The sequence below is a fragment of the Pelobacter propionicus DSM 2379 genome (assembly GCF_000015045.1).
Classification (GTDB): Bacteria; Desulfobacterota; Desulfuromonadia; order Geobacterales; family Pseudopelobacteraceae; genus Pseudopelobacter; species Pseudopelobacter propionicus.
This window is the reverse complement of record NC_008609.1, coordinates 2276342-2299364: the sequence shown is the minus strand read 5'-3', so window position 1 is coordinate 2299364 and position 23023 is coordinate 2276342. Positions and strand designations below refer to the sequence as shown.

30 protein-coding genes are annotated in these 23023 nt (G+C 58.3%); 24 read left to right on the top strand and 6 right to left on the bottom strand.

Translation table 11 applies throughout. From position 1 onward, the window contains the following. Nucleotides 1-13 precede the first annotated feature (13 nt). The 3 genes from PPRO_RS10640 to PPRO_RS10630 form a co-directional block, all read right to left on the bottom strand. Complete coding sequence (locus PPRO_RS10640; protein WP_011736012.1) at nucleotides 14-445, bottom strand: archease; 432 nt, start codon at nucleotides 443-445, stop codon at nucleotides 14-16. A 2-nt stretch (nucleotides 446-447) separates the two neighbouring features. Beyond that, nucleotides 448-1905, bottom strand: a complete 1458-nt coding sequence (locus PPRO_RS10635; protein ID WP_011736011.1) for an RtcB family protein — start codon at nucleotides 1903-1905, stop codon at nucleotides 448-450. A gap of 350 nt (nucleotides 1906-2255) precedes the next feature. Further along, nucleotides 2256-2954, bottom strand: a complete 699-nt coding sequence (locus PPRO_RS10630) for a Bax inhibitor-1/YccA family protein (protein WP_011736010.1) — start codon at nucleotides 2952-2954, stop codon at nucleotides 2256-2258. Between the two features lie 99 nt (nucleotides 2955-3053). Between PPRO_RS10630 and PPRO_RS20900 the strand changes: the two genes are divergently transcribed. From PPRO_RS20900 to PPRO_RS10600, 8 genes are all read left to right on the top strand, one after another. Then, on the top strand, nucleotides 3054-3302 hold the full coding sequence (locus PPRO_RS20900) for a helix-turn-helix domain-containing protein (protein ID WP_157039987.1): 249 nt from the start codon (nucleotides 3054-3056) through the stop codon (nucleotides 3300-3302). Then, the gene (locus PPRO_RS10625; RefSeq protein WP_011736008.1) at nucleotides 3292-4293 is read left to right on the top strand and encodes a metal ABC transporter solute-binding protein, Zn/Mn family; all 1002 of its coding nucleotides are present in this window, start codon (nucleotides 3292-3294) and stop codon (nucleotides 4291-4293) included. The genes PPRO_RS20900 and PPRO_RS10625 overlap by 11 nt, the downstream gene beginning before the upstream one ends. Next, nucleotides 4278-5030, top strand: a complete 753-nt coding sequence (locus PPRO_RS10620) for a metal ABC transporter ATP-binding protein (protein ID WP_011736007.1) — start codon at nucleotides 4278-4280, stop codon at nucleotides 5028-5030. Before PPRO_RS10625 ends, PPRO_RS10620 begins: the two co-directional genes overlap by 16 nt. A gap of 1 nt (nucleotide 5031) precedes the next feature. Further along, complete coding sequence (locus PPRO_RS10615; protein WP_011736006.1) at nucleotides 5032-5865, top strand: metal ABC transporter permease; 834 nt, start codon at nucleotides 5032-5034, stop codon at nucleotides 5863-5865. A 44-nt stretch (nucleotides 5866-5909) separates the two neighbouring features. Further along, nucleotides 5910-6071: a hypothetical protein gene (locus tag PPRO_RS20895; RefSeq protein WP_157039986.1), complete on the top strand. Its 162-nt coding sequence runs from the start codon at nucleotides 5910-5912 to the stop codon at nucleotides 6069-6071. 537 nt (nucleotides 6072-6608) lie between these two features. Continuing rightward, nucleotides 6609-7778: a tyrosine-type recombinase/integrase gene (locus PPRO_RS10610; protein WP_011736005.1), complete on the top strand. Its 1170-nt coding sequence runs from the start codon at nucleotides 6609-6611 to the stop codon at nucleotides 7776-7778. Nucleotides 7779-7811: 33 nt separating this feature from the next. After that, on the top strand, nucleotides 7812-8090 hold the full coding sequence (locus PPRO_RS10605) for a cytotoxic translational repressor of toxin-antitoxin stability system (protein WP_011736004.1): 279 nt from the start codon (nucleotides 7812-7814) through the stop codon (nucleotides 8088-8090). Beyond that, complete coding sequence (locus PPRO_RS10600; RefSeq protein ID WP_011736003.1) at nucleotides 8059-8403, top strand: helix-turn-helix domain-containing protein; 345 nt, start codon at nucleotides 8059-8061, stop codon at nucleotides 8401-8403. Before PPRO_RS10605 ends, PPRO_RS10600 begins: the two co-directional genes overlap by 32 nt. 65 nt (nucleotides 8404-8468) lie before the next feature. On the opposite strand, the gene PPRO_RS10595 is transcribed toward PPRO_RS10600, so the two are convergent. Further along, nucleotides 8469-8783 (bottom strand): hypothetical protein, encoded by a 315-nt coding sequence (locus PPRO_RS10595; protein ID WP_041532267.1) that lies wholly within the window; start codon nucleotides 8781-8783, stop codon nucleotides 8469-8471. Between the two features lie 150 nt (nucleotides 8784-8933). Here PPRO_RS10595 and PPRO_RS10590 point away from each other — a divergent pair, with 150 nt between their 5' ends. The 15 genes from PPRO_RS10590 to PPRO_RS10520 all read left to right on the top strand — a co-directional run bounded on the left by PPRO_RS10590 (nucleotide 8934) and on the right by PPRO_RS10520 (nucleotide 19536). Continuing rightward, a complete protein-coding gene (locus tag PPRO_RS10590; RefSeq protein ID WP_041532266.1) occupies nucleotides 8934-9257 on the top strand; it encodes a DUF1700 domain-containing protein in 324 nt (107 codons plus the stop codon). Between the two features lie 61 nt (nucleotides 9258-9318). Continuing rightward, nucleotides 9319-9606 (top strand): hypothetical protein, encoded by a 288-nt coding sequence (locus PPRO_RS21250; RefSeq protein WP_011736000.1) that lies wholly within the window; start codon nucleotides 9319-9321, stop codon nucleotides 9604-9606. After that, nucleotides 9603-10436 carry a toprim domain-containing protein gene (locus PPRO_RS10580; protein ID WP_011735999.1) on the top strand — a complete coding sequence of 278 codons (834 nt, stop codon included), beginning with the start codon at nucleotides 9603-9605 and terminating at the stop codon, nucleotides 10434-10436. Before PPRO_RS21250 ends, PPRO_RS10580 begins: the two co-directional genes overlap by 4 nt. Beyond that, nucleotides 10429-11826, top strand: coding sequence for an AAA family ATPase (locus PPRO_RS10575; RefSeq protein WP_011735998.1), 1398 nt, complete (start codon nucleotides 10429-10431; stop codon nucleotides 11824-11826). Before PPRO_RS10580 ends, PPRO_RS10575 begins: the two co-directional genes overlap by 8 nt. Beyond that, a complete protein-coding gene (locus PPRO_RS10570) occupies nucleotides 11823-12233 on the top strand; it encodes a hypothetical protein (RefSeq protein ID WP_011735997.1) in 411 nt (136 codons plus the stop codon). The genes PPRO_RS10575 and PPRO_RS10570 overlap by 4 nt, the downstream gene beginning before the upstream one ends. Beyond that, nucleotides 12220-12411, top strand: coding sequence for a helix-turn-helix domain-containing protein (locus PPRO_RS10565; protein ID WP_041532265.1), 192 nt, complete (start codon nucleotides 12220-12222; stop codon nucleotides 12409-12411). Before PPRO_RS10570 ends, PPRO_RS10565 begins: the two co-directional genes overlap by 14 nt. 159 nt (nucleotides 12412-12570) lie before the next feature. Further along, nucleotides 12571-13167, top strand: a complete 597-nt coding sequence (locus PPRO_RS10560; RefSeq protein WP_011735996.1) for a hypothetical protein — start codon at nucleotides 12571-12573, stop codon at nucleotides 13165-13167. A 325-nt stretch (nucleotides 13168-13492) separates the two neighbouring features. Then, entirely contained in the window at nucleotides 13493-13927 is a 435-nt protein-coding gene (locus tag PPRO_RS10555) for a hypothetical protein (RefSeq protein WP_198138261.1), read from the top strand. Nucleotides 13928-14081: 154 nt separating this feature from the next. After that, entirely contained in the window at nucleotides 14082-15536 is a 1455-nt protein-coding gene (locus tag PPRO_RS10550) for an IS481 family transposase (RefSeq protein WP_011734404.1), read from the top strand. After that, complete coding sequence (locus PPRO_RS10545) at nucleotides 15526-16356, top strand: ExeA family protein (protein ID WP_011734879.1); 831 nt, start codon at nucleotides 15526-15528, stop codon at nucleotides 16354-16356. The genes PPRO_RS10550 and PPRO_RS10545 overlap by 11 nt, the downstream gene beginning before the upstream one ends. Nucleotides 16357-16375: 19 nt before the next feature. Then, on the top strand, nucleotides 16376-16624 hold the full coding sequence (locus PPRO_RS10540; protein ID WP_011734407.1) for a hypothetical protein: 249 nt from the start codon (nucleotides 16376-16378) through the stop codon (nucleotides 16622-16624). Nucleotides 16625-16909: 285 nt separating this feature from the next. Next, a complete protein-coding gene (locus PPRO_RS10535; RefSeq protein WP_041532264.1) occupies nucleotides 16910-17092 on the top strand; it encodes a hypothetical protein in 183 nt (60 codons plus the stop codon). A gap of 64 nt (nucleotides 17093-17156) precedes the next feature. Continuing rightward, nucleotides 17157-17453 carry a hypothetical protein gene (locus tag PPRO_RS10530; protein WP_011735995.1) on the top strand — a complete coding sequence of 99 codons (297 nt, stop codon included), beginning with the start codon at nucleotides 17157-17159 and terminating at the stop codon, nucleotides 17451-17453. Next, entirely contained in the window at nucleotides 17450-17629 is a 180-nt protein-coding gene (locus PPRO_RS10525; RefSeq protein WP_041532263.1) for a hypothetical protein, read from the top strand. The genes PPRO_RS10530 and PPRO_RS10525 overlap by 4 nt, the downstream gene beginning before the upstream one ends. Nucleotides 17630-18177: 548 nt before the next feature. Next, entirely contained in the window at nucleotides 18178-19536 is a 1359-nt protein-coding gene (locus PPRO_RS10520; RefSeq protein ID WP_011733975.1) for an IS1182 family transposase, read from the top strand. Nucleotides 19537-19780: 244 nt separating this feature from the next. Here PPRO_RS10520 and PPRO_RS21245 read toward each other — a convergent pair whose 3' ends face one another. Together PPRO_RS21245 and rfbC are read right to left on the bottom strand one after the other, a co-directional pair. Then, nucleotides 19781-20947, bottom strand: a complete 1167-nt coding sequence (locus PPRO_RS21245) for a DJ-1 family glyoxalase III (protein ID WP_011735993.1) — start codon at nucleotides 20945-20947, stop codon at nucleotides 19781-19783. Between the two features lie 111 nt (nucleotides 20948-21058). Further along, complete coding sequence (gene rfbC, locus PPRO_RS10510; protein ID WP_011735992.1) at nucleotides 21059-21604, bottom strand: dTDP-4-dehydrorhamnose 3,5-epimerase; 546 nt, start codon at nucleotides 21602-21604, stop codon at nucleotides 21059-21061. A 140-nt stretch (nucleotides 21605-21744) separates the two neighbouring features. Between rfbC and PPRO_RS10505 the strand changes: the two genes are divergently transcribed. Then, nucleotides 21745-23004: a M16 family metallopeptidase gene (locus PPRO_RS10505; RefSeq protein ID WP_041532739.1), complete on the top strand. Its 1260-nt coding sequence runs from the start codon at nucleotides 21745-21747 to the stop codon at nucleotides 23002-23004. The last annotated feature ends 19 nt before the right edge of the window (nucleotides 23005-23023 follow it).

The following is a 23023-nucleotide window of genomic DNA, read 5'->3' as shown; positions in this document are numbered from 1 at the left end:
GGCTGTTCGTGGGCTACACATCCAGCACCACGGTTGCCCTCCACTGCCCCCCTTCATTGACGACCGCCAAGCGATGCAGGGTGACCGCCTTCACCTCCACCAGAAACCTGTGGCGCGAGGGGTCGATCCGCTCCCCCCTGACCAGCGCCTCCAGGCGGAGGAGCCCTTCCTGCTCCGTTATCATGACACGCTCCCCGTGGAGCAGGATCCCCCGGGCGTCCTTCAGAAACACCAATTCGTTCAGGAAGGCGAACAGCAGCAGGTCCAGTTCCTCGTTCTCCAGGTCGATGCGCACCTCCCGGCTGCGCAGCACCTGCTCCGGCTCATGAACCATGGTGGCCAACAGGGCCGCGGCGCTGGAAACGAACAGCTCTTCCAGCGTCTCTCCCCATGATTCGAAGGCCACGTCCGCCGTGGCGATATGCTCCAGAAAACGGAACGGCATGGCTACCCCTTGATGTTCCCCATGGGGAGCAGTTTGGCTACTCTCCGGCTCAACCCCGCCATCTCGGTGGCCGAGGCAACCTCGTCCATATCCTTGTAGGCGAAGCCTGCCTCCTCGGCCAGCCCTCCATAGGTGGAGGTGCGCACGTGGATGCCGCGCTGCTCCATCTCACCCAGAAGCTTTTGCCCCTTTACCATTTTCTTAGCCTGGTGGCGACTCATGGTCCTGCCGCTGCCGTGGGCCGTGGTGAAAAAGGTGGATGCCGCGCTTGACTCTCCGGCCAGGAGAAAGGAGCCGGTCTCCATGCTGCCGCCGATGATCACCGGCTGCCCCGTCTCTTGGTAGCGCGCGGGTATTCCGGCCATGGCGGGGCCGTAGCAGCGCGTGGCCCCCTTGCGGTGCACCAGCACCTCCCGCTTTTCGCCGTCTATCTCATGGGTTTCCAGCTTGGCGGTGTTGTGGGCCACATCGTAGACCATGCCCATGCCTAGATCCTGGGGAGAGCGGTTGAAGACGCGGGAGAATACCTCGCGGATGCGGTGCAGTATCATCTGGCGGTTGGCAAATCCCATGTTGACGGCGCACTTCATGGCAGCAAAGTAGGCCTGTCCATCGGGGGAACGGAAAGGAGCACAGGCCAGTTCGCGGTCGTTGGTCCTGATGCCGTATGTGCCGGTCATCACCCGCAGGAACGTCGCAAGATAGTCGGTGGCCACCTGGTGGCCGAATCCGCGGCTGCCGCTGTGGAAGCTGATCACCACCTGGTTGGGTATGGTCAGGCCGAAGGCAGCCGCCGTCTTGTTGTCGAAAACATTCTCCGGCCGCACCACCTGGATCTCGCAGTAGTGATTCCCGCTTCCCAGGGTGCCGACCTGGTCGTAGCCACGCTCGACGGCCTTGTCGCTGCAGGCCCCAGGGTCGGCGCCCTCGAAGCAGCCCCCCTCTTCGGTCAACTCCAGGTCTTCGGGCCAGGCAAAGCCGTTTTTAAGGCACCAGCGTGACCCCTCCGTAAGCAGCTTGCGGAACTCGCTGCGGGAACAGTGGATGAAGCCGCTGCAGCCGACGCCGGTGGGGATGCGGCTGAACAGGCTGTCCACCAGCTCCTTGATAACTGGCCTGACCTCCTCTTCGGTGAGGTTGGTGAGCAGCAGGCGCATGCCGCAGTTGATGTCGAAGCCGATACCGCCGGGAGAGATGACTCCGCTGTCTGAATCCATGGCAGCCACCCCTCCGATGGGGAAACCGTAGCCCCAGTGGCCGTCCGGCATGCAGAAGGAGTACTTAAGGATGCCCGGCAGGCAGGCCACGTTGGCGGTCTGCTCGAACACGCCGCTCTCCAGTCCGGCCAGGAGCTTCTCCGACGTGATAAAGCGCGCCGGCACCAGCATGCCGTCGCGAAAGGAGCGGGGCAGTTCCCATATTGTTTCTGATATCTGGCGAAGCTGGGGAGGTACGGGCATGGCATCCTCCGTGGTGTGCTTGTTGTCCGACAGGTGGATCTGTCCGTGGAGAGCGACTTATCCTTGATCCGTCGTGGTTCCCGGCGAAATGGAGCGAAAAGCAGCCGGACTGTTTGAGCCCGGGGGGCAAGTTTCCGGTTGCCGCGGAATGAACCGTTGAACCACAGGATCAGGGATCCGGAGCGAACGGCGGACAGATCCACCAGTCAATCTCCAGTACATTTTATCATAGCCTATAACGCCCTGGGTGGGCAGCCGCTTGTTCCGTGTCCGAAGGGGGGGCTGATACGAAAAGGGCTGAACGCGACAATGCGCGTTCAGCCCGTGCATTCAGCCCTGACGATGCGTTGCTAGCGTCGACGGTCGCCCAACAGTCTGAGCAGCATCAGGAAGAGGTTGATGAAATCCAGGTAGAGGGTCAGGGCGCCCAGAATGGCCGGTTTCCTCCCCGTCTGCCCCTGGGCTGCCAATGCCTTGATCTTCCAGCTGTCGTAGGCGGTCAGGCCGGTGAAGATGAGCACGCCGATCCCCGACGTGATCCAGGAGACCGCGTCGCTGGCCAGGAAGATGTTGACGATGGATGCGATTACTATGCCGATCAGCCCCATGAAGAGGAAACTGCCCCACGAGGTCAGGTCGCGGCTGGTCAGGTGGCCGTAGACGCTCATGGCGCCGAACATGCCGGCGCTGATCAGGAAGGTTGAGCCGATGGAATCGGCGGTGTAGACCAGGAAGATGACCGAGAGGGTCAGGCCGTTGAGCGCCGAATACCCCAGGAAGAGCAGTGTCGCGGCGCTGCCGCTGAGACGGTTGATGGCGGCGGAGAGGACGGCAACCATGGCCAGTTCACCGATCATGAGTCCGAAGAAGATTAGGCGGTTGCCCGCGACTGCCCCCAGAAGTCCGGGGGACGAGATGGTGACCAGCGCAACCAGGGCGGTGAGGGTAAGGCCCAGCCCCATCCAGGCATAGACCTGCCTGACAAGAGTGTTCTGGCTTGCCACGGTCCGGTCGGTGGTCGCCGGGTACTCCATGTCGTAGCGATTCATCTGAGTTGCTCCTTATTTACTGTATGTGGTGTGTATGAATCCGCCGCGTATCATTACCTGTTTTCAATGTTTTGTCCAGCCTTCGCTTGGGTGATTGTCGTGACGTCGAGCCGCGTGGCACCGCTGTTCTCGTCCAGATGGCGCTTGACGGGCCATGGGGGAGGGGGGTATACAGATCACCACCACTTCGTCTGCGAGTTCTGCCGCAGGCTGGAAGGATGGGAACGGTGCGACCTGGATGGAATGCTTGATGAGGTCGCGCAACGCTCCGGGGTGCGCGTAACCTCCCCCATCCTGCGGATCAACGGCCTCTGCGCGGCCAGTCGGGAGAATCAGCATGACCCATGACAGCATACACCAGGAGAACGTCACCTGCTCTTTTCGCCGGGCGCTGGCAGCGCTCTGCCTTGCCCTGATCGCTCTCTTGGCGGCCTGCGGCGGTACGGACGGACCCCGGACTACTCCCCCCGCGGATGGCAGGTTGCGGGTGGTAACCACGCTCTTCCCGCTGTACGACTTTGCCCGTTCCATCGCCGGAGAGCGTGCCCAGGTGTCCATGCTGCTGCCTCCCGGCATGGAGCCGCACAGCTTCGAACCCCGGCCTGATGACATGCTGCGCATAAACAGTGCCGGCCTGTTCGTCTACACCAATCCGGTTATGGAGCCCTGGGCAGCCAGGATCATCCAGGGAGTGGACCCGAACCGGGTGCGGGTGATAAACGCGGGCCAGGGTGCAGGCTATCGGACGGTCACCCCTGATGGCGATGCTGATGGCCATGAACATGGTCACCAGCATGCCGGCGCCCTGGATCCCCATATCTGGCTCGACCTGGACAACGCCCAGCTGATGGTGGACAACATCCTGTCCGGCTTCACGGCCGCCGATCCGGTTAATGCTGCCTACTACCGCGGCAATGCTTCCGCTCTGAAGTCGAGGCTGGCTGACCTGGACAGGCGCTATCGCGGGGGACTGGCATCCTGCGAACGTCGCGAGTTTTTGCATGGCGGCCACTACGCCTTCGGGTATCTGGCCCGACGCTACAACCTGGCCTACCGCTCCTTAAGCGGCGTCTCGTCGGAATCGGAGCCGTCGGCCGCACGCATGGCCGCCATGGTGCGCCACATCAGGGAGTCCGGCGCCCAGTACCTGTTCGCCGAGGAGTTGCTCTCACCCCGCCTGACGGAAACCCTGGCTGCCGAGGCAGGGGTGCGGGTGCTCAGGCTGCACGGGGGGCATAATCTGGCGCTGGACGATTTTCGGGCCGGGGTGACCTTCATCAGCCTGATGGATCGGAATCTGGTCAATCTGCAAAAGGGGCTGGCATGCAGGCCGAAGTAGTCAGGACGGAGCGCCTGGGCTGCTCCTACTACAGCGGTCCGGTGCTGGAGAACGTCTCCATCTCGGTGCAGGCCGGCGACTATGTGGGCATCGTGGGGCCCAACGGCTCCGGGAAGAGCACCCTGGTACGGGCACTGATGGGATTGAACGACATCGGCAGCGGAAGCGCGGAGTTGTTCGGCGTTCCCAGCGAGCGCTTCAGCCAGTGGGGCAGGATCGGCTATCTCCCCCAGCACGTCAAGCTGTTCAACCCCGTGTTTCCGGCGACGGTGGCCGAGACGGTGGCCCTGGGGCTTTTGTCGCTGAAACGCTTCCCCCGCAGGATGACGCGTCATGACCGCCATAGGGTGGAGCGCATACTGGATGAGCTGGGGGTGCACGATCTGGCGGGCAAACTGATCGGCGAGCTTTCCGGCGGACAGCAGCAGCGGGTGCTTTTGGCGCGGGCACTGGTGAACAATCCCGAACTGCTGATCCTGGACGAACCGACGGCTGCCCTCGACCCCGAGACCAGGGAACGTTTCTACCGTCTGCTCAGGGACATCAACCAGGATCGCCGGGTGACCGTGCTGCTGGTAACCCACGACATGGGCACCATCGGCCTGTACGCTTCCAAGCTGCTCTATCTGGATAAGCGGGTCCTGTTTTACGGCAGTTTCGAGGAATTCTGCCATTCAGCGGATATGTCGCTTCTCTTCGGCGAGCATTCACAGCACCTGATGTGCCACAGGCATTGACATGAATCTCATTGATATCCTTGCATACGGCTTCATCCAGCGCGCATTGCTGGCGGGGACGCTGATCGCGGTGCTCTGCTCGGTGCTGGGCGTCTTCCTGGTGCTGCGGCGCATGTCGCTGATAGGCGACGGCCTGGCCCATGTCACCTTCGGCAGCACGGCCATCGCCCTGGCACTGAAACTGTACTCCGCCTCTTCGCTTTTGGTCTCCTTGCCGGTGGTGCTGCTGTCATCCCTGGGGATCCTCAAGTTGACGGAAAAGGCGCGCTTGAACGGTGACGCGGCCATCGGTATCGTGTCGTCCCTGGGGATCTGTCTGGGGATCACCATGGCAAGCGTGGGGGGAGGGTACAACGTCGACCTGCTGAGTTACCTGTTCGGAAACATTCTCTCCATCACCCCGGAAGAGGTCTGGATATCGGCCGGCCTGTTCTGTCTGGTGATGACTCTGCTAGTCCTCTACTACAACGAACTCTTGGCCATCACCTTCAACGAGGAACTGGCCAGGGTCTCCGGCGTCGCCACCAACCTGATCAATGCGGTGCTGGTTCTGTTGACCGCCCTTTCGGTCGTTCTGGCCATGAAACTGGTGGGGATAATGCTGATCTCGTCGCTCTTGATCCTGCCCGCCGCCTCGGCCCTGCAGTTGGCGCGCAGTTTCAGGGCCTGCGTCGTACTGGCGGCGTTCCAGGGGGGCTGTTCGGTAGTGGCCGGCATCCTGACCTCGTTTGTCACCAACCTTCCGGCCAGTGCAACGGTCGTGCTGATCAACCTGCTCTTCTTCAGTTGTGCCTTCCTGCTGCGCCGCCTGCGCAATCCATCCGCTACTGCCTGATCATTTTCTGCTACACTTTCCCTGCATGTTGCACGGAGGGGGGCATGGTCGAATACGCAACGTTTCTGTCGCTGTCCCTTGGAAGGATGATCGCACGGGGACTCGGGTATCTTTCTTCCAATTATCAGCTGCTGCTGCCGGTGGCGGTCGGCGCGGTCGTCCTGATCCTGCTGCTCGTCTGGTTGATCAAACCGCCCCGGGTCTGACCGGGATTCGGGGCAATGGTGGGGATGATAGGGGGGCGGGGAAGAGATAGAGCAAGGAAACGCCGGGTTGTCAGCCCGGCGTTTCTGTTTTACGGCAAGTAGGGAAGAAGTGGTTAATGGGGACCGCTCACCGTGCCGTCTGCGTGTTCAGCGAAGACCTTGTGGCCCGGGCAGCAGATCCTGTTGGCTTTGAGGCATTCTTTCCTGGCGTCCTCTTCCGTGCTGTGCTCGCTCATCGGAGTTGAACCAGGGATTTGAACGATGTACTTTACGATTTCGTTTGGCATGGATAGTTCCTCTTGTCGGGTGACCTCCCCGACCGGGCAAAGTTGTCAGAAGTAATAACTGAAATCCTTCATTTCAATTCTTGTCAATTTATATCCTACCTTATCAACAATAAATCAAGTAAAAACAAACTGTTAAATTTAATGCCGATTCCTTGTTATTGACTGTTTACCTCCTTTGTTGTTACCTTATTGTTACCTTGACGGTGTTTTTATGGCTTTGATCGTTTTCAAGGTAACAAAAGGGGGCGCTATGCCGGAGAAAATCAGGCTTACGCAGAAACGAGTTGCAGACCTTCAACCGGTGGCTGGTAAGCAGTTCGATGTCTGGGATGCTGAACAACCGCGCTTTGCCGTCCGCGTCTCTCCGAGGGGCCGCAAGACCTTCTTTGTCATGCGCCGCGTCAAGGGGAAGCTGGTACGCGCCACCGTGGGAACCTTTCCGGAGATGAATGTCGATACCGCTCGCAAGATGGCCGCAGAGATGTTGGTGTCGATGACGGCAGGTGTCAACCCAAATATAGAACGGAAGCGAGAACGGGCGCAACAGAAAGACAAGAGTCGTCTGCTTTCGGCTGTGTTTGACTCATATCTTGCGTCTGGCGGCAAGGATGGCGACATAAAGGCATCGACCAAGGCCGCGTATCGTTCGGCCTTCAGGCGTCTTGAAAAGTGGCAGGAGCTGAAGATTGATGAGATCGAGTCTGAGATGGTGGAACAGCTCCATGTAAGCATTGTGAAGGATTGCGGCGGGTATGCCGCCAATCATTCCATTGGGCTGCTGCGAGCACTGATGAAGTTCGCCAAGGTGGAGGGCAATCCCGCCGCGGACGTGGCATGGGCCAAGGAGACCCCCAGGCGGGAAGCGATGCCGCCGGAGGCGATCCCCGGATTCCTTAAAGCACTGGATCAACTGAAGGGTGATAACGGCTCTGACCTGTTCAGGGTGTTACTGTTCACCGGCATGAGGAAAAGTGAGGCCATGGGCCTACGCTGGATCGACATTGACCTTGAAAACAAGTCGCTGCACATCGAGGAGACCAAAACGGGACCGCCCTTAAACATCCCCATCTCTGGCCACCTGGCGGCGATCCTGGAGAAGCGTAAAGAGCGGATCAGCTCGCCATGGGTGTTCCCCAGCAACAGCCGGGTAGGGCACCTGACGAACGATCAGCAGTTCTGTCGGGAGCTGGCCGCACTTGGCGTGAGGGTATACCCGCACCTGCTGCGGAAGACCTTCACCACCATAGCGGCGTCACTCATCCCCGGCGCGATGGTGGACTGTCTGACCGGCCATGTCCCCCAAGACGTGACGGGAAGGCATTACACGTTCCCCTCCGTGGGGCAACTCAGGCCGCATACCGAGGCCGTGACAAAGGAGATTTTGAGTCTGGCGGGGATTACGACCAGGTCAATCAAGTAATTGACAATGTACTCTAGAAAGGTACAATAAGCCATGTCATGGACAGTCAACTACTGCCGGGCCGCTGAAAAACAGCAGCAGAAGCTACCGGAAAGAATCAGGGTGCTGCTCGATACCCTTGTTTACGAGATCATGAAGAGCGGTCCGGTCCGTGGTAATTGGCAAAATTACGGCAAGCTTTCAGGCGGGTTGCACCATTGCCACCTGAAAAGAGGCAAGCCGACCTATGTCGCTGTTTGGCGAGAAGAGGCCGGAGAAATCAAGATAGTGGAGATAACCTATGTTGGCACCCACGAAAAAGCACCCTATTGAAAACACGCGCTTTACAGGGGCACCGGAAATCATCAATCGTCTGAGGAAGTATGCACAACGGATCGGAGCGCTTGAGACTGCTGACAGCATCCCCGCAACCGAGGTGTCACCGGAGCTTTTGACCAACCCAGCCGGTATTTACTTGAAGGGGTCACGTTACCGAGAGGAACTTACCCAGGTACAGCTTGCGGAGATCACCGGCATTCCCCGGCGACATATCAGCGAAATGGAGAGTGGGAAACGGGTAATTGGTAAGGAACGGGCCAAGAAGCTTGCGGCGGCACTGCATGTGGATTACAGGATGCTGCTGTAACCCTAATTGCGCTGCAGAAACTGGCGGTGTGAGGATCGAAAGCAGTAGGGCCGTGAAAGCCGGATTCATTCAGAGTCCGGCTTTTCTTGTTTGTCGTCGTGATCGGCGGGAGGTTCTCCCCCTGGCGGTATCCATTCGATCGGAACACCAAGGCTCATCATGATCGGGAACGCCTCACGGATTGCTGCCCGCTCGTCTTCGCTCAGTCCCGACCAGTCGCGCCGGTACATTTCCCAGGTGTGGTGAAGGCTGGGGAAAACATATTGCTCAATAACTTCGCGGCGGGTTTCTTTGCTGCCTGTCCCTTCTATCACGTCCTGAATGTTCTTGAGGTCGGCCAATAGAAACCGGCCTGGATTGACCTTGTTGAAATCCAGCATACCGTCTTTCGTCTGTGCTTGGTGAGTGGCATCCAGGATCACGGTGAAGCGGCAATAAAAGCTGCAATTCAGGTCTAGTGATAAAACCCCACTCGGTCCGCCGCCTGGCGGTTCCAGGCATACCTGAAATTTATATTGGAGGGAGAGATCGTGGAATACACTCGCAAAGTCAAATCATTCCTTAGCAGAGTTGAAGCACTTCTTGACAAATTACCGCCCGCAGAGCGGGTCAAAGCGCTCGATGAATTTGAAGCTCATGTGATGGATTTAGAGGCTAACCTCGTGGTCGATCTTTTTAAGAAAACGGAAAAGAAACACCAGGACGTATTTGTTGAAATGCTCAAGATCCACATGGCTTGTCTTTTGAGAGACGATCCTGGGTTCCGTGTCCAGCACATGGGCGAGTGGGAAAGCCTCAAACATCTCGCCAACGAATACGACCATCTTGGGGCGAGGTGGCCTATAGCGGCCTAACCCCTAACAACGACAACGTCCCCCCAGGTCCAGCCGAGGGGGGCTGCCAAGAAAGGAGTGAGTGCAACAACCCAATCCAATTTATGAAGGACACGAATATTTGAAAACCATAACAGATCGAGATATTAAGCGTGCCGCAGTCCTTCGGGCTGCTGGCTACCAGGTTGCGACCATCAAACTCCCATGTTCACCCCGTTGCGCGTTTGAGTATTCGGACGGCCCGGAAACACGCAGACTTCTGGACGACTATGAATTGAAAAAAGTGCTCCCAATTCCACAGAAAGCAATCATGCAGTCTCATGGCGCTTTGCTTGGTGAATGCCGGATGTTGAAGCAGGGGACGCTATGAACAACCCCATTGACGGATTCAGGCAGTTCATGAGGAACGCCGGGCTTGAACCTCCTGGCGAGATCGTAGCGAACGGAAGCCTTAACCGGTTCACTGTTCCCGGTGACAAACCGCGGAGCCTCAACGGCTGGTATGTATTCCATGCTGACACCCCGGCGGCCGGCTCATTCGGTTGCTGGAAACGGCAGCTCAACGAGACATGGAGCGCCAAGGAATACCACAGCATGGACCCGGCAGAGAAAGCCGCATACAGCGCCAAAATGGAGACCATAAAGCGGCAGCGGGAGGAAGAGCAGGTGCGGATCCATGCTGAGTGCCGGGCATGGTGCGCCGATGTATGGGGCAAGGCCGAAGACGCCACCAACGATCACCCGTATCTCAAGGCCAAGGGAGTCAAGTCCTTCGGGCTGAAGTGTTTCAGAGGTAGCCTGTTGATTCCCATTCAGGACATCGCGGGGAATATCTACGGAATGCAGTTCATCCGGCCGGACGGTTCCAAAACATTCAAGACCGGCACCGCCAAACGAGGACATTTCTACAGCATGGGAGAGGGTAAAGGCAACACGCTTTGCATTGCTGAAGGTTACGCAACGGCGGCAAGCATTCATCAGGCGACCGGCTACCCGGTTCTTACGGCTTTCGACGCCGGAAATCTGAAGCCGGTTGCCGAAAACGTCAGAGCGAAGGTCCCGCAGCTGAACATCATCATCTGTGCCGACAATGACCAATGGACCGAAGGTAACCCCGGATTGACCAAGGCAACCGAGGCGGCGCGGGCCGTGGGCGGCTTGCTGGCAGTACCCTTTATTGAGGGGGTACGTCATGAGTAAGCCGACCGACCTTAACGACCTTCATCAATTTGCTGGGCCGGAAGCTGTCAAGGCCTGCATTGAAGCAGCAGCACCCGTGACGGGCGCCCCGTCGAGCACTTCGGAAATATCGCCTGATGAATGGCCGCCAGCAATTGACCTAGTGGAGCTATCCAAGAAGCCCCCCACCCCACCGAGGCACATAATTGACGGGTGGTTGCCGGAGGGATACGCAACACTGCTTTCGGCGCATGGCGGCACGGGGAAGTCAACCATCGCATTACACCAGGCTGTTTGTATCGCCCTGGGACACGACTTCTTTGGATTGCCGGTTGAACGTCGCAAGGTGAAGTATCTCAGTTGTGAAGATCGGGGCGATGTATTGCACTGGCGGCTTGCCAGAACATGCACCTACCTGGGGGTTTCGATAGCCGACCTTGACGGCTGGCTGGGGCTGCTGGACCTCGTGGGCCACGACACTATCCTTTTTCAGTCAGCGAATGGCGATGAAACCCACATCACCGCCGCCTATCGCCACTTGGCTGCACGGATTCGGCGCGAAGGTTATCAAGTAGTCTACGTGGATGGTATTTCGGACACGTACAACGGGAACGAAAACGCCCGCGCCGAGGTGAAAGCCTTCGTGAACTGCCTCCTGGCAACTATCCCCCTGGACGGCGCGGTGGTTTTGATAGGACATGTTGCAAAGCTGACCGCCTTCACCAAAACCAGCACCGAAGGCTATTCGGGCTCTACCTCCTGGCACAATAGCGTTCGCGCCCGCTGGTATCTGTACCCCGAAACTAAATTCGGTGAAGAGGCCGCAGAGAAGACCGGGGAGCTGCTCCTGGAGCTCCAAAAATCCAATCTGGGGCCGACATCTGGAGCAATGCGCTTCAGGTGGGACGATTCCACCGGCATGTTCGTGGGACATACTGAGCGCAGCGAGGGGCCAATGGACCGAAATTTCCGCGAGCAAGAGGAGCGGGAGGGGATCCTTGCCGCGTTCATGACGTGCCCGGATGGCCATATTCCAGCGGCATCTTCAGGTCCACGTACTGCCTTCCACGTACTGTCTGTTCAACCGAATTTTCCCTCCTCGTTACGTGCTGGCAAGGCTGAAAAAAAGCGTTTTTGGCGTCACATGGAAGAACTGCGGGCAATGGGCTTTATTGAGGAGTCCACCATTACCCGCAGCGACCGCCACAAGATGCGCGTTTTAGTGCCTACAGACAAGGCTTGCGGGCATGCGGGCAATGATGAAAATGAGCATTCACAGCATATCACCCGCAACCCTAAGTGCGGGCATGCGGGCAATGCCGCACTAGGGGTTATAGGGGATATATATCCCGCACATGGCCCCGGTATCCCCACCTTCACTGAATCAGATTTCGAGGGGGTGACCCCATGAAGGTCCGAGCCATCTGTGAGATCACGACCACCAGGGGCACCATACCTGCCGGTCAGGTTATCGAGGTCAGCCCGACGCTCTTGCGGCGGTTGGCGGGAAAGGTTGCGCTTCTGCCAGTGGACCAGACCAGGAGGCAGGCAACGGCCGATACAATCATCACCCTTTGGCGCTGGTTCACCTTAGAAGCCGACCGGGTCTACAGGTTATCACCGAAGGCGGTGGACTCATGGGAACAGCACAAACAGCACAAGGAAGCCGCCATGGAGCTTTGCAGAGCCGGGGACATGTCAGCGGCAAGGCTTGAACTCGGAAAGGCTCTGGCGGCGCTCCAGGGTGCGACGATCACACAGCCTGATTTGCTTGGCAGCATGAACATGACCAGGGAGCCGATGATTGATTTTCGATAAACACCAGATGCTGACGATCTCCCAGTCGGCGCGCCTGTTAGGGGTGTCTCGCCAGAAGATATATTTCATGATCGATGAGGGGAGGCTGAGGGCGTTTCAATTCGGATTCACCAGCAGACGCTTCATCCCCAGATCGGACCTCAAGGAGGTAATGAGCGGAACAGAGGTAATGCCCTGAACACCGGCGGGGCAAAGGGGACAATGGACACCGCCATTCGTCGGCGCGCCTCCCGGCTGGAAATGTTGTTGTTGGCTTCTCCTCCATCAACTGCAGACCACCAGAGCACGGCGCAAAAACTAACCCACAGTGGGCGAACAGCCCGAAAGGAATCATTCTATGACAAAAAAAGTTGAGAAAGCGTTTTCAGAAGGAGTTCAGGCGGCCCGTGAAGCGTTCTTTGCAGCACAGCAACAGCAGAACGAGGCCGAGGCGGAAATCAGGGAACTTGAAGAACGGTTGAGTGATGCCAGTCTTCAGGTAAACCGGCTTGCCGCAATGCTCGAGAACATGAACACCAGAAAGCAGACTATCCATGCGGATATCGTAGCGGGCAAGGTTCCCATGGACGCAACGGATCAGCTGGCGGAGGACCAGGCAAAAGCTGAGCGCCAGATATCGAATTACAGGGACATCCAGGGGCTGACGCATGAAACCCTGGATGCGAAGCGTCATAAGCTACTACACGAGACCAGTCCGTATGTAGACAGGCGGAAAAAAGTGTTTTATGGGGTTGTTGCGCAGGAGTTGCTCGAAGAGTTCAGACCCACCTTGCTACGTTTGAGCGTTTGCTATGGTGCGTCGCTTTTGTTACCTGGAGCTGATCGGCACAAACACATTGCGGAATTTATCACTGATGCAGCACGGTCGACAGACGAGGCGGAAAGAACGATCAGGTCTGAAATCGACAGTGAATATCTGTCCACGGGGGTGTAGCGTGCTGCTGAACTCAAGCTGGACAGTTGAGAAGATCGATTGGGAAATCAATCAACGCTGAGGCTGATCAGAAAAATTGATGGAAATTAGGCGAGAAATAGACGAGAAATGTGAGGAAAAGATGGAGAAGCCCCCTCACTTTTCTTGGCGGAATCGACGGGGGCTCCTCCTTGCCCAGCAGGAATCAGGCAGGAGTCATGCTACCAGAAATTATTCAGCGTCAGAAGCTTTTTTCCCTCCTTCATAACATCGACGTCGACCTTGCCGAGGGGGTGCGCTCCCTTGGTTGCCCTACTGTTCGGGACCGCTGCACCGAGGCGCCTATGTGCGCAAACCCCGTGGCGGCCCCGCCAACCTGTTCGAAACATTCTTCATACGCCATAGTCTTTGCTGCGGTCGTGAAGGTTGCCGACGACGGACCTTGCCGCCATCGGTGCTCTTCCTGGGCCGGCGTGTTTATTGGGGCGGGGTGATCGTTGTCGCCACAGCCCTTCGCCAACAGCGGGAAAAGGGTTACAGCGCCCGCAAGATCATGGACCTCTTCGGCGTCACCCTCTCGACTTTCAGACGCTGGCTGGCGTTTTTTCGCTCGACCTTCCCGCATACCTCAACCTGGCAAAGATTGCGCGGTCTCCTGATCCCTCCAGTGGCGGCGGAAGCGATTCCGTTGGGGGTGCTGGAGCGCCTGGGGCTTGGCCGCGACGGCCCGGAAACGGCGTTGGTGCGCTGTCTGCGACTGCTTGCGGGATGCGGCTTTTGAACAGGATCGGCGAGGGAGCTGGACTGTCGTAAGGGTCCGCGCAAAAGATGGCGGATTCGCATCGGGCTCGGAATGGTTTATAAGGCGGCTCTTGGCTGACCCGAAGGTGCTCCACAGTGGAGACGCCTGGATGGCGGCCGGAAAGGAGCCTTAAATGAAGAAGAATGTAGTCCCGAAGCAGCGCTGGGCCAGGTTTCGGCTGCAGGTGATCGGACCGCTATTGGCGAGCCCTGCCGCGAGCGGGGAGTTGCAGGGAAAGATCCGGGAATTGAGCGAGAGGGTGTACCGGCATCCCCTGCTCCCGGAGAAGTCTATACGACTTGGTTTTTCCACGCTCGAACGCTGGTACTACCAGGCGAAGGACGCCGCGGACCCGATCGCTGCGCTGAGTCGCAAGGCGCGTTCGGACGCCGGGTGTCAGATTGCGCTGTCCGAGGCGCTCTTGAGCGCCCTGGAAGTGCAGTATGCCAGGTATCCTCGCTGGACGGTGCAACTGCACTACGACAACCTCGCCGCCGAAGTGGCCCAAAAGCCCCAGATGGGAGCCTTGCCGAGCTACCAGAGCGTGCTTCGCCGAATGCGGGAGAAGGGGTGGCAGAAAAGGCGCGAGCCCGCGAACCCGACCGAAGGACAACGCCGCGCCGTCCGGCGCCGCGAAAGCCGTGAGATTCGCGGCTATGAGGCGAGCCACGTGCACGCCCTGTGGCACCTCGACTTCCACCAGGGAAGCCTCAAGGTGCTGGACGAGGAGGGGGGCTGGCAGACGCCCCTGGTGTGCGCGGTTCTGGACGACCGGAGCAGGCTCTGCTGCCATCTGCAGTGGTATCTGGCGGAAAGCGCCCAGAACCTCGCGCATGCTCTCACGCAGGCGATGCTGAAACGTGGGCTTCCCAGGGCTCTGATGACCGATAATGGAAGCGCGATGCTGGCGGAGGAAACCCGGGAGGGGCTGGCCCGACTCGGGGTGAGCCACGACACAACCCTTCCTTACTCGCCCTATATGAACGGGAAACAGGAGGTGTTCTGGGCGCAGCTTGAGGGACGTCTCATGGAGCTTTTGCGCGGGGTGAGCCCCTTGCGGCTGGAGTTCCTCAACCGCACCACCCAGGCGTGGGTCGAACAGGACTATCACCGCCGTACCCACAGCGAGATCGGCTGCGCTCCGATCGAGCGCCTGCTCGCCGGACCGGAGGTCTCCCGCTCGGCTCCCGACATGGACTCCTTGAATCTCGCCTTCACCCGCCAGGTTACGCGCACCCAGCGCAAAAGCGATGCAACCGTGACGGTCGAGGGGGTGCGCTTCGAGGTCCCGTCGCGGTTCAGGCATCTCCCCCGCCTGACGTTACGCCATGCCGGTTGGGACGTAAGCCGGATGGTTCTAGTGGATCCCGACAGCTGCAATCCCTTGGCCCGGCTGCTCCCCCAGGACAAGGAGAAAAACGCCTCCGGTCAGCGCCGCACTCTGGAACCGGTTGCGGCGCAGTCGGCCCAGGCGAACGCCTCACCCGAGGAGATGCCCGCACTGCTTCGCAAGTGGCTGGCGGATTACGCCGCCACCGGGCTTCCACCGGCCTATCTTGCCGTGAAGGAGGGTCCCGATGAACGATAAGACTCTCCTGGCCCTCTACGGGCTCAAGTACAACCCGTTCGTGCCGGCGCTTCCCGTGGAGGCGCTCTGGCCGCTGCCGGGCGCCGAACTCTTTGCCCGGCGCCTGGAGTCCCTGGTCTCCCAGGGCGGGTTCTCCCTGATCACCGGTGAGCCGGGCTACGGCAAATCGAAGACCCTGCAGTGGCTTGGCGCCCGCCTGGGACAACTGCCCGACATCGTAGTGGGGGTGATGGAGCGCCCCCAAAGCAAGGTCGCCGATTTCTATCGCGAGCTTGGAGAGCTATTCGGCGTTCAGCTCAATCCCGCCAACCGGTATGGCGGATTCAAGGCGCTGCGTGAGCGCTGGCGCGCACACTGTGCAGCGACTCTCTTGCGCCCGCTGCTCCTGGTCGATGAGGCTCAGGAGGTCAGCTCCGAGTGCCTGACCGAACTGAGGCTCCTGCAAAGCGCGAGCTTCGACTCCCAGAGCCTGCTCTTCACCGTGCTGTGCGGCGACGCCCGGCTCCCCCAGCGCTTCCGCACCCCGGAACTCCTACCCTTGGGCAGTCGCATCCGCGCCCGCCTGGAACTCTCCGCGCTCACCCCGCAGGAGCTGGCTTCCTACCTGGACTACGTCCTGCAGAAAGCCGGGGCGCCCCAGTTGATCGCACCGGAGCTGATCCAAACCCTGGCAACCCATGCACACGGAAACCTGCGGGTGCTCACACACATGGCGGCGGAACTGCTCACCGCCGCCGCCGAGCGCAACCTCCCGCGCATCGACGAACCCCTCTACTTCGACCTATTCACTCCTCCCGTGCGTCAGCCGCGCCGTTCCTGAAATAGCCCGGGAGGTGGATATGGAATGCACTGTGTATAACCCCCAGAAAAGACGGCTGGAAACGCTCGATGTGGAGATCACGGAGGAAAATACGACATGGTTCCGCTACCGTCGGAATATTAGAAGCATCACCATGATCACTGACTGGAACGGAGGACTGCTCATCAAGACAGGGTTTAACTATCCGGTCTATCTGTATGACGTATCGAGGGAGGACATCGGTTACAGCCGGAAGAAGGCAAGGGAGCTCATGCGGCAACTGAGGTAGGAAAAACCTGGGGGCGGCGGATGAACCTACTGTTATGCAGGGCTCAACCGCCGCCCATCCAGCATCCATGATCGTCAGGTCAGGGCCTGCAATGATCCCTCAATTAGCAAGTCTGAACCTCCCTCGATTATCGTGTTTACTCTCATCAACGCGCCTGGAAGATTGACGAACTACAAGCCGAGGTAAATCAACTGCAGGATTACAAGGAGTGGAAGACCGGCGGCAACAGGGGCCATTTTTTCCAAAATGGTTTCGAATACACACTCTAACCAAGGAGGCAACACTATGGCAGTAATTGAATTCAGCGAGTCGTGGGAACTGTGGGAAGTAGAACTGCGCACGAGAATTTTGGACAATGATATTCGGTCAATGACCGGGCACAGCAAGAAGATGCATAACCTTCTTGAGCGCAAGAAAGCCGAGCAAAAGGAACGTATCCGAGCGGCCAGGGAAAACGGGCTACTGTAGACGTGGCGAAAGGGGGTGGACATCGAGTGTCCGCCCCCTGGAGTATTCAGAGGAGCAAACAAACATGCGCATTGAGTTATCTACCAGAATGCGGGAATTAGCTGACAAGATCGGAACTCTACCCTCAGCCGGGATGATCGAGGCGGAGCGCGCCCTGGCGATCCTGGGGGAATCCATGGGGGTGTTGCTTGAGTCTGTCACAGAGGCCAACGACCACGTGAACCTTTCCAGCAGATTGATTGCCAGTTGCGAACGGCTTCACGCGGAGAATGTCCAGTTGCGACGAAGTAACAACGAACTCGCCTTCTTGGCGTCATCGGGCATTGCAGCAGAAGGCGGCATCATGGGAGGCACCGCGTGAAGAATGTTCAAAGGGGGCTACTCTACCCATTGAGCGATGAGGACATGGCCTTCGCAAAGAACCTGTCCATTGTAAGAGCGGACTGGAAACAATCAAAGCCGGTGGTCGTAGTTAGACAGGGAGAAAAGCGGAAACGATTCACAGTGGAAAGAGAGAAGCTCAACGATAGAAGATGAGCAGACACCAGCCGGCACGCCCCGGTTGGCGTTGCTGTATCAGGTCGTCCGATGCTCCTCGACTCGTTTCTCTGAAAAATTGAAAAATTAAAAATGATCGAGAGGAGAGACTTGTCGCGGGTGCAATTACCCGCATATTGTGACCTCCCCAGAAGGACCCATGCTCTCAATGCATGAACTTGCATGCTTGTACCCTCGCGGGTCCTTCCCGGGGGGCGTCGGATGCGGGTAATTGCACCCTCGCAACATCTCTAGCGCCGGGGAGGGGCTAGGTTCCTACCTCAACAACATCAAAGGCCGGTTCCCTCCTGGGAGCTGGCCTTTGCTTTTTGGTCTCCTTTCGTGCTGTCCGTGCTGGAGGCAGTGGGGTGATCAATGGGTACTAGGAGTCTGTCGGGCTTAACGCATTCAGCCGTCATCTCCAGGGCGTTTTCAATTGGTTAACCTGCTGTATTTATTGAATAAGTCGTCAGCTTTAGCTTGCGTTTTCTTGGTGTATCCCGTATATTTGTCCGGTAATATCAACTGGTTAGGTATCGGGGTTGACTATGAAATCAAAGTTTATTGAAGTTGACCGGGAAACACCCTATCTGCTCCCGCCATCGCTGCAGGATTGGCTACCAGAAAAGCACTTGGCCCGGTTTGTGGTCGAAATTGTCGAACAGCTCGACCTGCGCTCTTTGAAAGCTACCTATGCCGGCCGAGGCTCGCAGCCCTATAACCCTGAGATGCTGGTAGCATTGTTGTTTTACGGTTATGCGACAGGCGTATTCTCCAGCCGGAAGCTTGAGCGCAGCACCTACGACTCCGTGGCATTCCGGTTCATAGCGGCAAACAGTCATCCTGACCACGATACCATTGCCACCTTCCGCCGGCGTTTTCTGCCGCAACTGAACAAGCTGTTTGCCCAGATTCTGCTGATCGCTCATCAGATGGAGGTGCTGAAACTGGGCAACGTTAGTTTGGATGGCAGCAAAATCAAGGCGAACGCCTCCAAGCACAAGGCGCTGAGCTATGAGCATGCCTGCAAGCTTGAAGAGCAGATCAAGGCTGAGGTTGGCGAACTGCTCAAAAAGGCCGAGGCAGCGGACCGTGCCGATATTCCGGACGGCATGAACATCCCCGAAGAACTGGAACGTCGGGAAAAGCGTCTTTCCGCCATTGCCGCAGCCAAGGTCGAGATCGAAAAACGAGCCGCTGAGCGCCATGCTCGTGAACAGGCCGCTTATGAGAAGAAAGTCGCCGAACGGGCCAAGAAGGAGCAGGCAACGGGCAAGAAGGCCAAGGGGAAAGAGCCGAAACCGCCCAAATCCGGCCCCACTGCCAAAGATCAGGTCAATCTGACCGATGAAGAGTCGCGGATCATGCCGACCTCCGGTGGCGGATTCGAGCAGACTTACAACGCCCAGGCCGGTGTGGATACAGCATCAAAGCTCATCGTTTCGGCCCATGTTACCCAGAATCCCAATGACAAACAGGAGCTGACACCGACCCTGGAGAACCTGGCGGCGCTGCCTGAGAAGCTTGGCAAGGCAACCGATCTGGTAGCTGACAGTGGCTACTTCAGCGAAACCAATGTAACTGCCTGTGAGGAGAACGGGATAACTCCCTACATTGCCGTAGACCGGCAGAGTCACAACGTGCCACTGATGGAGCGCTTTGCCGAACCGCCGCCGTTACCCGAAGATGCCGATTCCGTGGCCAGAATGAAGCATCGCCTGAAGACACCTTCCGGCAAGGCGATCTACGCCCAGCGAAAAGTCACCTCGGAACCGGTCTTCGGCATCATCAAGGCGGTCATGGGATTCAGAAGCTTTCTTCTTCGTGGCTTTGAAGCAGTAAAAGGCGAATGGAACCTCGTCTGCATGGCCTACAACATCAAACGGCTGCATGTCTTGGCCGGATAGAATGAGAAATAGCGAAAATCAGCCTGTAATAACCGCAGTCATCGCTGAAAGGGCTGAATTAACCAGGTTGCCGGTGGGAAGACGAACACATACGGAACTTTTTTAATCGGCTTGGCCACAAAAGAGGGCGCCCCTGAGGTCAAGCCCGACAGACTCCTAGGGAGGCGGCTTTTGTGTTCCAATGTTACCTATGTGCTACCTTTTTCGAGGTGACAAAAAATAAACTCAACAAAATAAGATACTTCTAGAAATAGAAACTGAAATCATTCATTTCAAAGGGTGATTCGGTGAGGCACTCCAGGAACAGGTCGACCAGGTGTGGGTCGAATTGCGCTCCCTTCTGCTTAAGGATCTCCTGGATGGCCTGTTCCCTCTCCATGCCAGGCCGGAAAGAGCGCGGGAAGAGCATGGCGGCAAAGGCGTCGGCAAGGCAGACGATGCGGGCGTGCAGGGGGATCTGCTCCTCCTTCAGACGGGCAGGATAACCGCTGCCGTCCCAGCGTTCGTGGTGGTGCAGGATGGTGGGGACGATGTTGCTCATGTTGTCGAAGCCGACGATGAAGAGTGTTCCCTTGATGGGGTGCTCGCGCATCAGGGTCTCCTCCCGCAGGTTGAGGCTGTCGGGCTTGGTGAGCAGATCGGACTCGGTGGCGATCTTGCCGATGTCGTGGAGCATGGCCCCCAGGTAGAGGTTCCGCATCTCGAGGGGGGGCAGTTTCAGCTTGGCCCCGATGCTCAGGCTGTACTCGCTGACCCGTTTGGCGTGTCCCTGGGTAAAGCTGTCCTTCAGTTCCAGCGCCTCCACCAGGGATTGCACCGTGGTGTTGAACAGGTACCTGTCCCAGATGGTGTGCTGCCGGTCATCGGTCTGCACCAGCATCTTGCCGGCGATTTCATCGGCAGTGTGTTTACCGGCAAAGCGGGATACGATGGCCAGGGCAAACGCCATGGCAGTGCCCGGTCCCTGGCTGGTGATGATCTTGCCGTCGATGACTACCGCGCTGTCCTCGTACTGTGCGCCGGGCAGCCTGTCACGGTAGTCAGGGTAGGCGGTGACCCGTTTTCCCCTGATCAACCCCGCCTCCGACAGCACCGTGGTGGCGGCGCAAATGGCGCCGATAAGTTTGTTGTCCTTGCTGAAGTCGTTCAGCAGGCGGATGACGCGGACATCGGCGCTCAGGTTGGCGGCTCCCGGCTGCCCTCCCGGGAGGATGACCATGTCGAACTGGTCTGAACGTGCGGCGTCGATGGTTGCGTCAGGGATGACGCTGACCCTGCGCACGCTTTCCACCGGTCCGCCGTGCAGGCCCGCCAGTACCACCTCGAATCCGGCCCTTCGCAGCACATCGACAACGGTCATGGCTTCTATCTCTTCAAATCCGTCCGCCAGCGGAATCAGTGCTCGTGGCATATCCGTTCCCTCCCTGGAATGAGTGTATCCCTCAAAAAACGTTTCGTTCGTGGTGCAATGTCTATTTTTCAGAGCTGCTCAGGGTAATCCCGCTGCGTGATGTCGTCCGGATCAGGGAAAGAGTTCCGCTTTCCTGAAGGGGGGGGCTGCTCGGTCTTTGTCCGACAGGGACGGTTCTCCCGCAAGCGGCCACTGGATGGCCAGGTCCGGATCGTTCCAGGCTATGCAGCGTTCATGCTCCGGCGCCCAGAAGTCGGTGGTCAGGTAGAGGAATTCGGCAACCGGGGAGGTAACGTAGAAACCGTGGGCAAAACCGGGCGGTACCCACAGTTGGCGCTTGTTATCCGCCGAAAGCGCGGCGCCGAACCAGCGGCCGAAGGTGGCGGAACTTCGACGGATATCCACGGCCACGTCAAAGACCTCTCCGCTGACGACCCGCACCAGCTTCCCCTGGGGATTGTGGATCTGGTAGTGGAGACCGCGCAGGACTCCGGCTGTTGATCGGGAGTGGTTGTGCTGGACAAAGCAGCCGTCCAGACCGGTCAGTTCGCGCCAGATGCGCTGGTTGAAACTCTCGAAGAAAAAGCCGCGCTCGTCTCCGAACACCTTCGGTTCGACGATCAGCACATCGGGGATGCTGGTGGGAATAATGGTCATGGTGTGAAATCCTGCTGTTTTTATTCGGAGATGCTTGCATGTAAGTAGCAAAATATCGGCGCTTCCTGCAAGCGTTTGTTTAAAACCAAATAATATTCAGTGGGTTGGACATGGGTAAAAAGCAGGGTATAGTGAAATCCATGATCTGCTCAACCACCCTCGACAACGGCATCCGGGTTGTCACCCAGCGCGTGAAGTACATGCACACCGTATCCATGGGCATCTGGGTGGCCAACGGAACACGGCATGAGGCTCCGCACCTTAACGGCATCGCCCACTTTATCGAGCATCTGCTCTTCAAGGGGACCGCCCGGCGCTCGGCCCGCCAGATAGCCATGGAGATCGACTCCATGGGAGGGATTCTCAACGCCTTCACCAGCCACGAGTACGTCTGCTACTACGCCAAGGTTCTGGCGAAGTTCCTGCCGCGCATAACCGACCTGCTGTGTGACATCTTTCTCTGTTCTTCCTTCCCCAGTGAAGAGATCGAGCGCGAACGCAGGGTCATCCTGCAGGAAATCAAGATGCGCGACGATACGCCGGACGTGTTCATCCACGATCAGTTTCACCAGAACTTCTGGCAGGGGGACTCCCTGGGGTTGACCATCCCCGGCTCCCACGAGACGGTGAGCTCCCTTTCCCGTGAACAGATCATCGACTACAAGCAGAGTCGTTACCGACCGCGGGACATCGTCATCTCCGCCGCCGGAAATGTCAGGCATGAAGAGCTGCTCTCATTGATGGAAGGCGCCTTTTCCGGCATGACCTCTGATCAGCGCTCCCGGACGGAAGCGCCGGTTGCACACGTCGGACCGCGGATAAACCAGTGCGAGCGCGACCTGGAGCAGACCCTGCTCTGCATGGGGACCAACGGGCTCTCCCAGGACCATCCCGACCGCTTTGCCCTGCATCTGCTGAACACGGTCCTGGGGGGAGGCATGAGTTCGCGCCTGTTCCAGGAGGTGCGTGAAAATCGGGGGCTGGCCTATTCGATCTATTCCTATGTCATCTCCCATGCCGATTGCGGTGCCCTGGTGATCCATGCCGGTACGGAGCAGGAGCAGTGCCGGGAGGTGATTGAGATCGCGCTGCGGCAGATGGGGCAACTCAAGCGGGAAATGGTCCCCCAGGATGAGCTCGATTCAGCCCGGGAGCAGCTCAAGGGCAACCTGCTGATGTCTCTGGAGAGCAGCGACAACCTGATGACCCGGCTGGCCAAGAACGATATTTATCTGCATCGCAACCAGACCGTTGAGGAGGTGCTGGCCGCCTTTGATGCCGTGACCGGAGAAGATATCCTGCGGTTGGGCAACCAGCTCTTCGACGGAAGCCGCATCCACCTGGAAGTGATGGGGAAAACGTGGCATACCGGGCTGACGGAGGATCTGCTGCGGCTCTGATCCCGGCGCCTGGCGCACC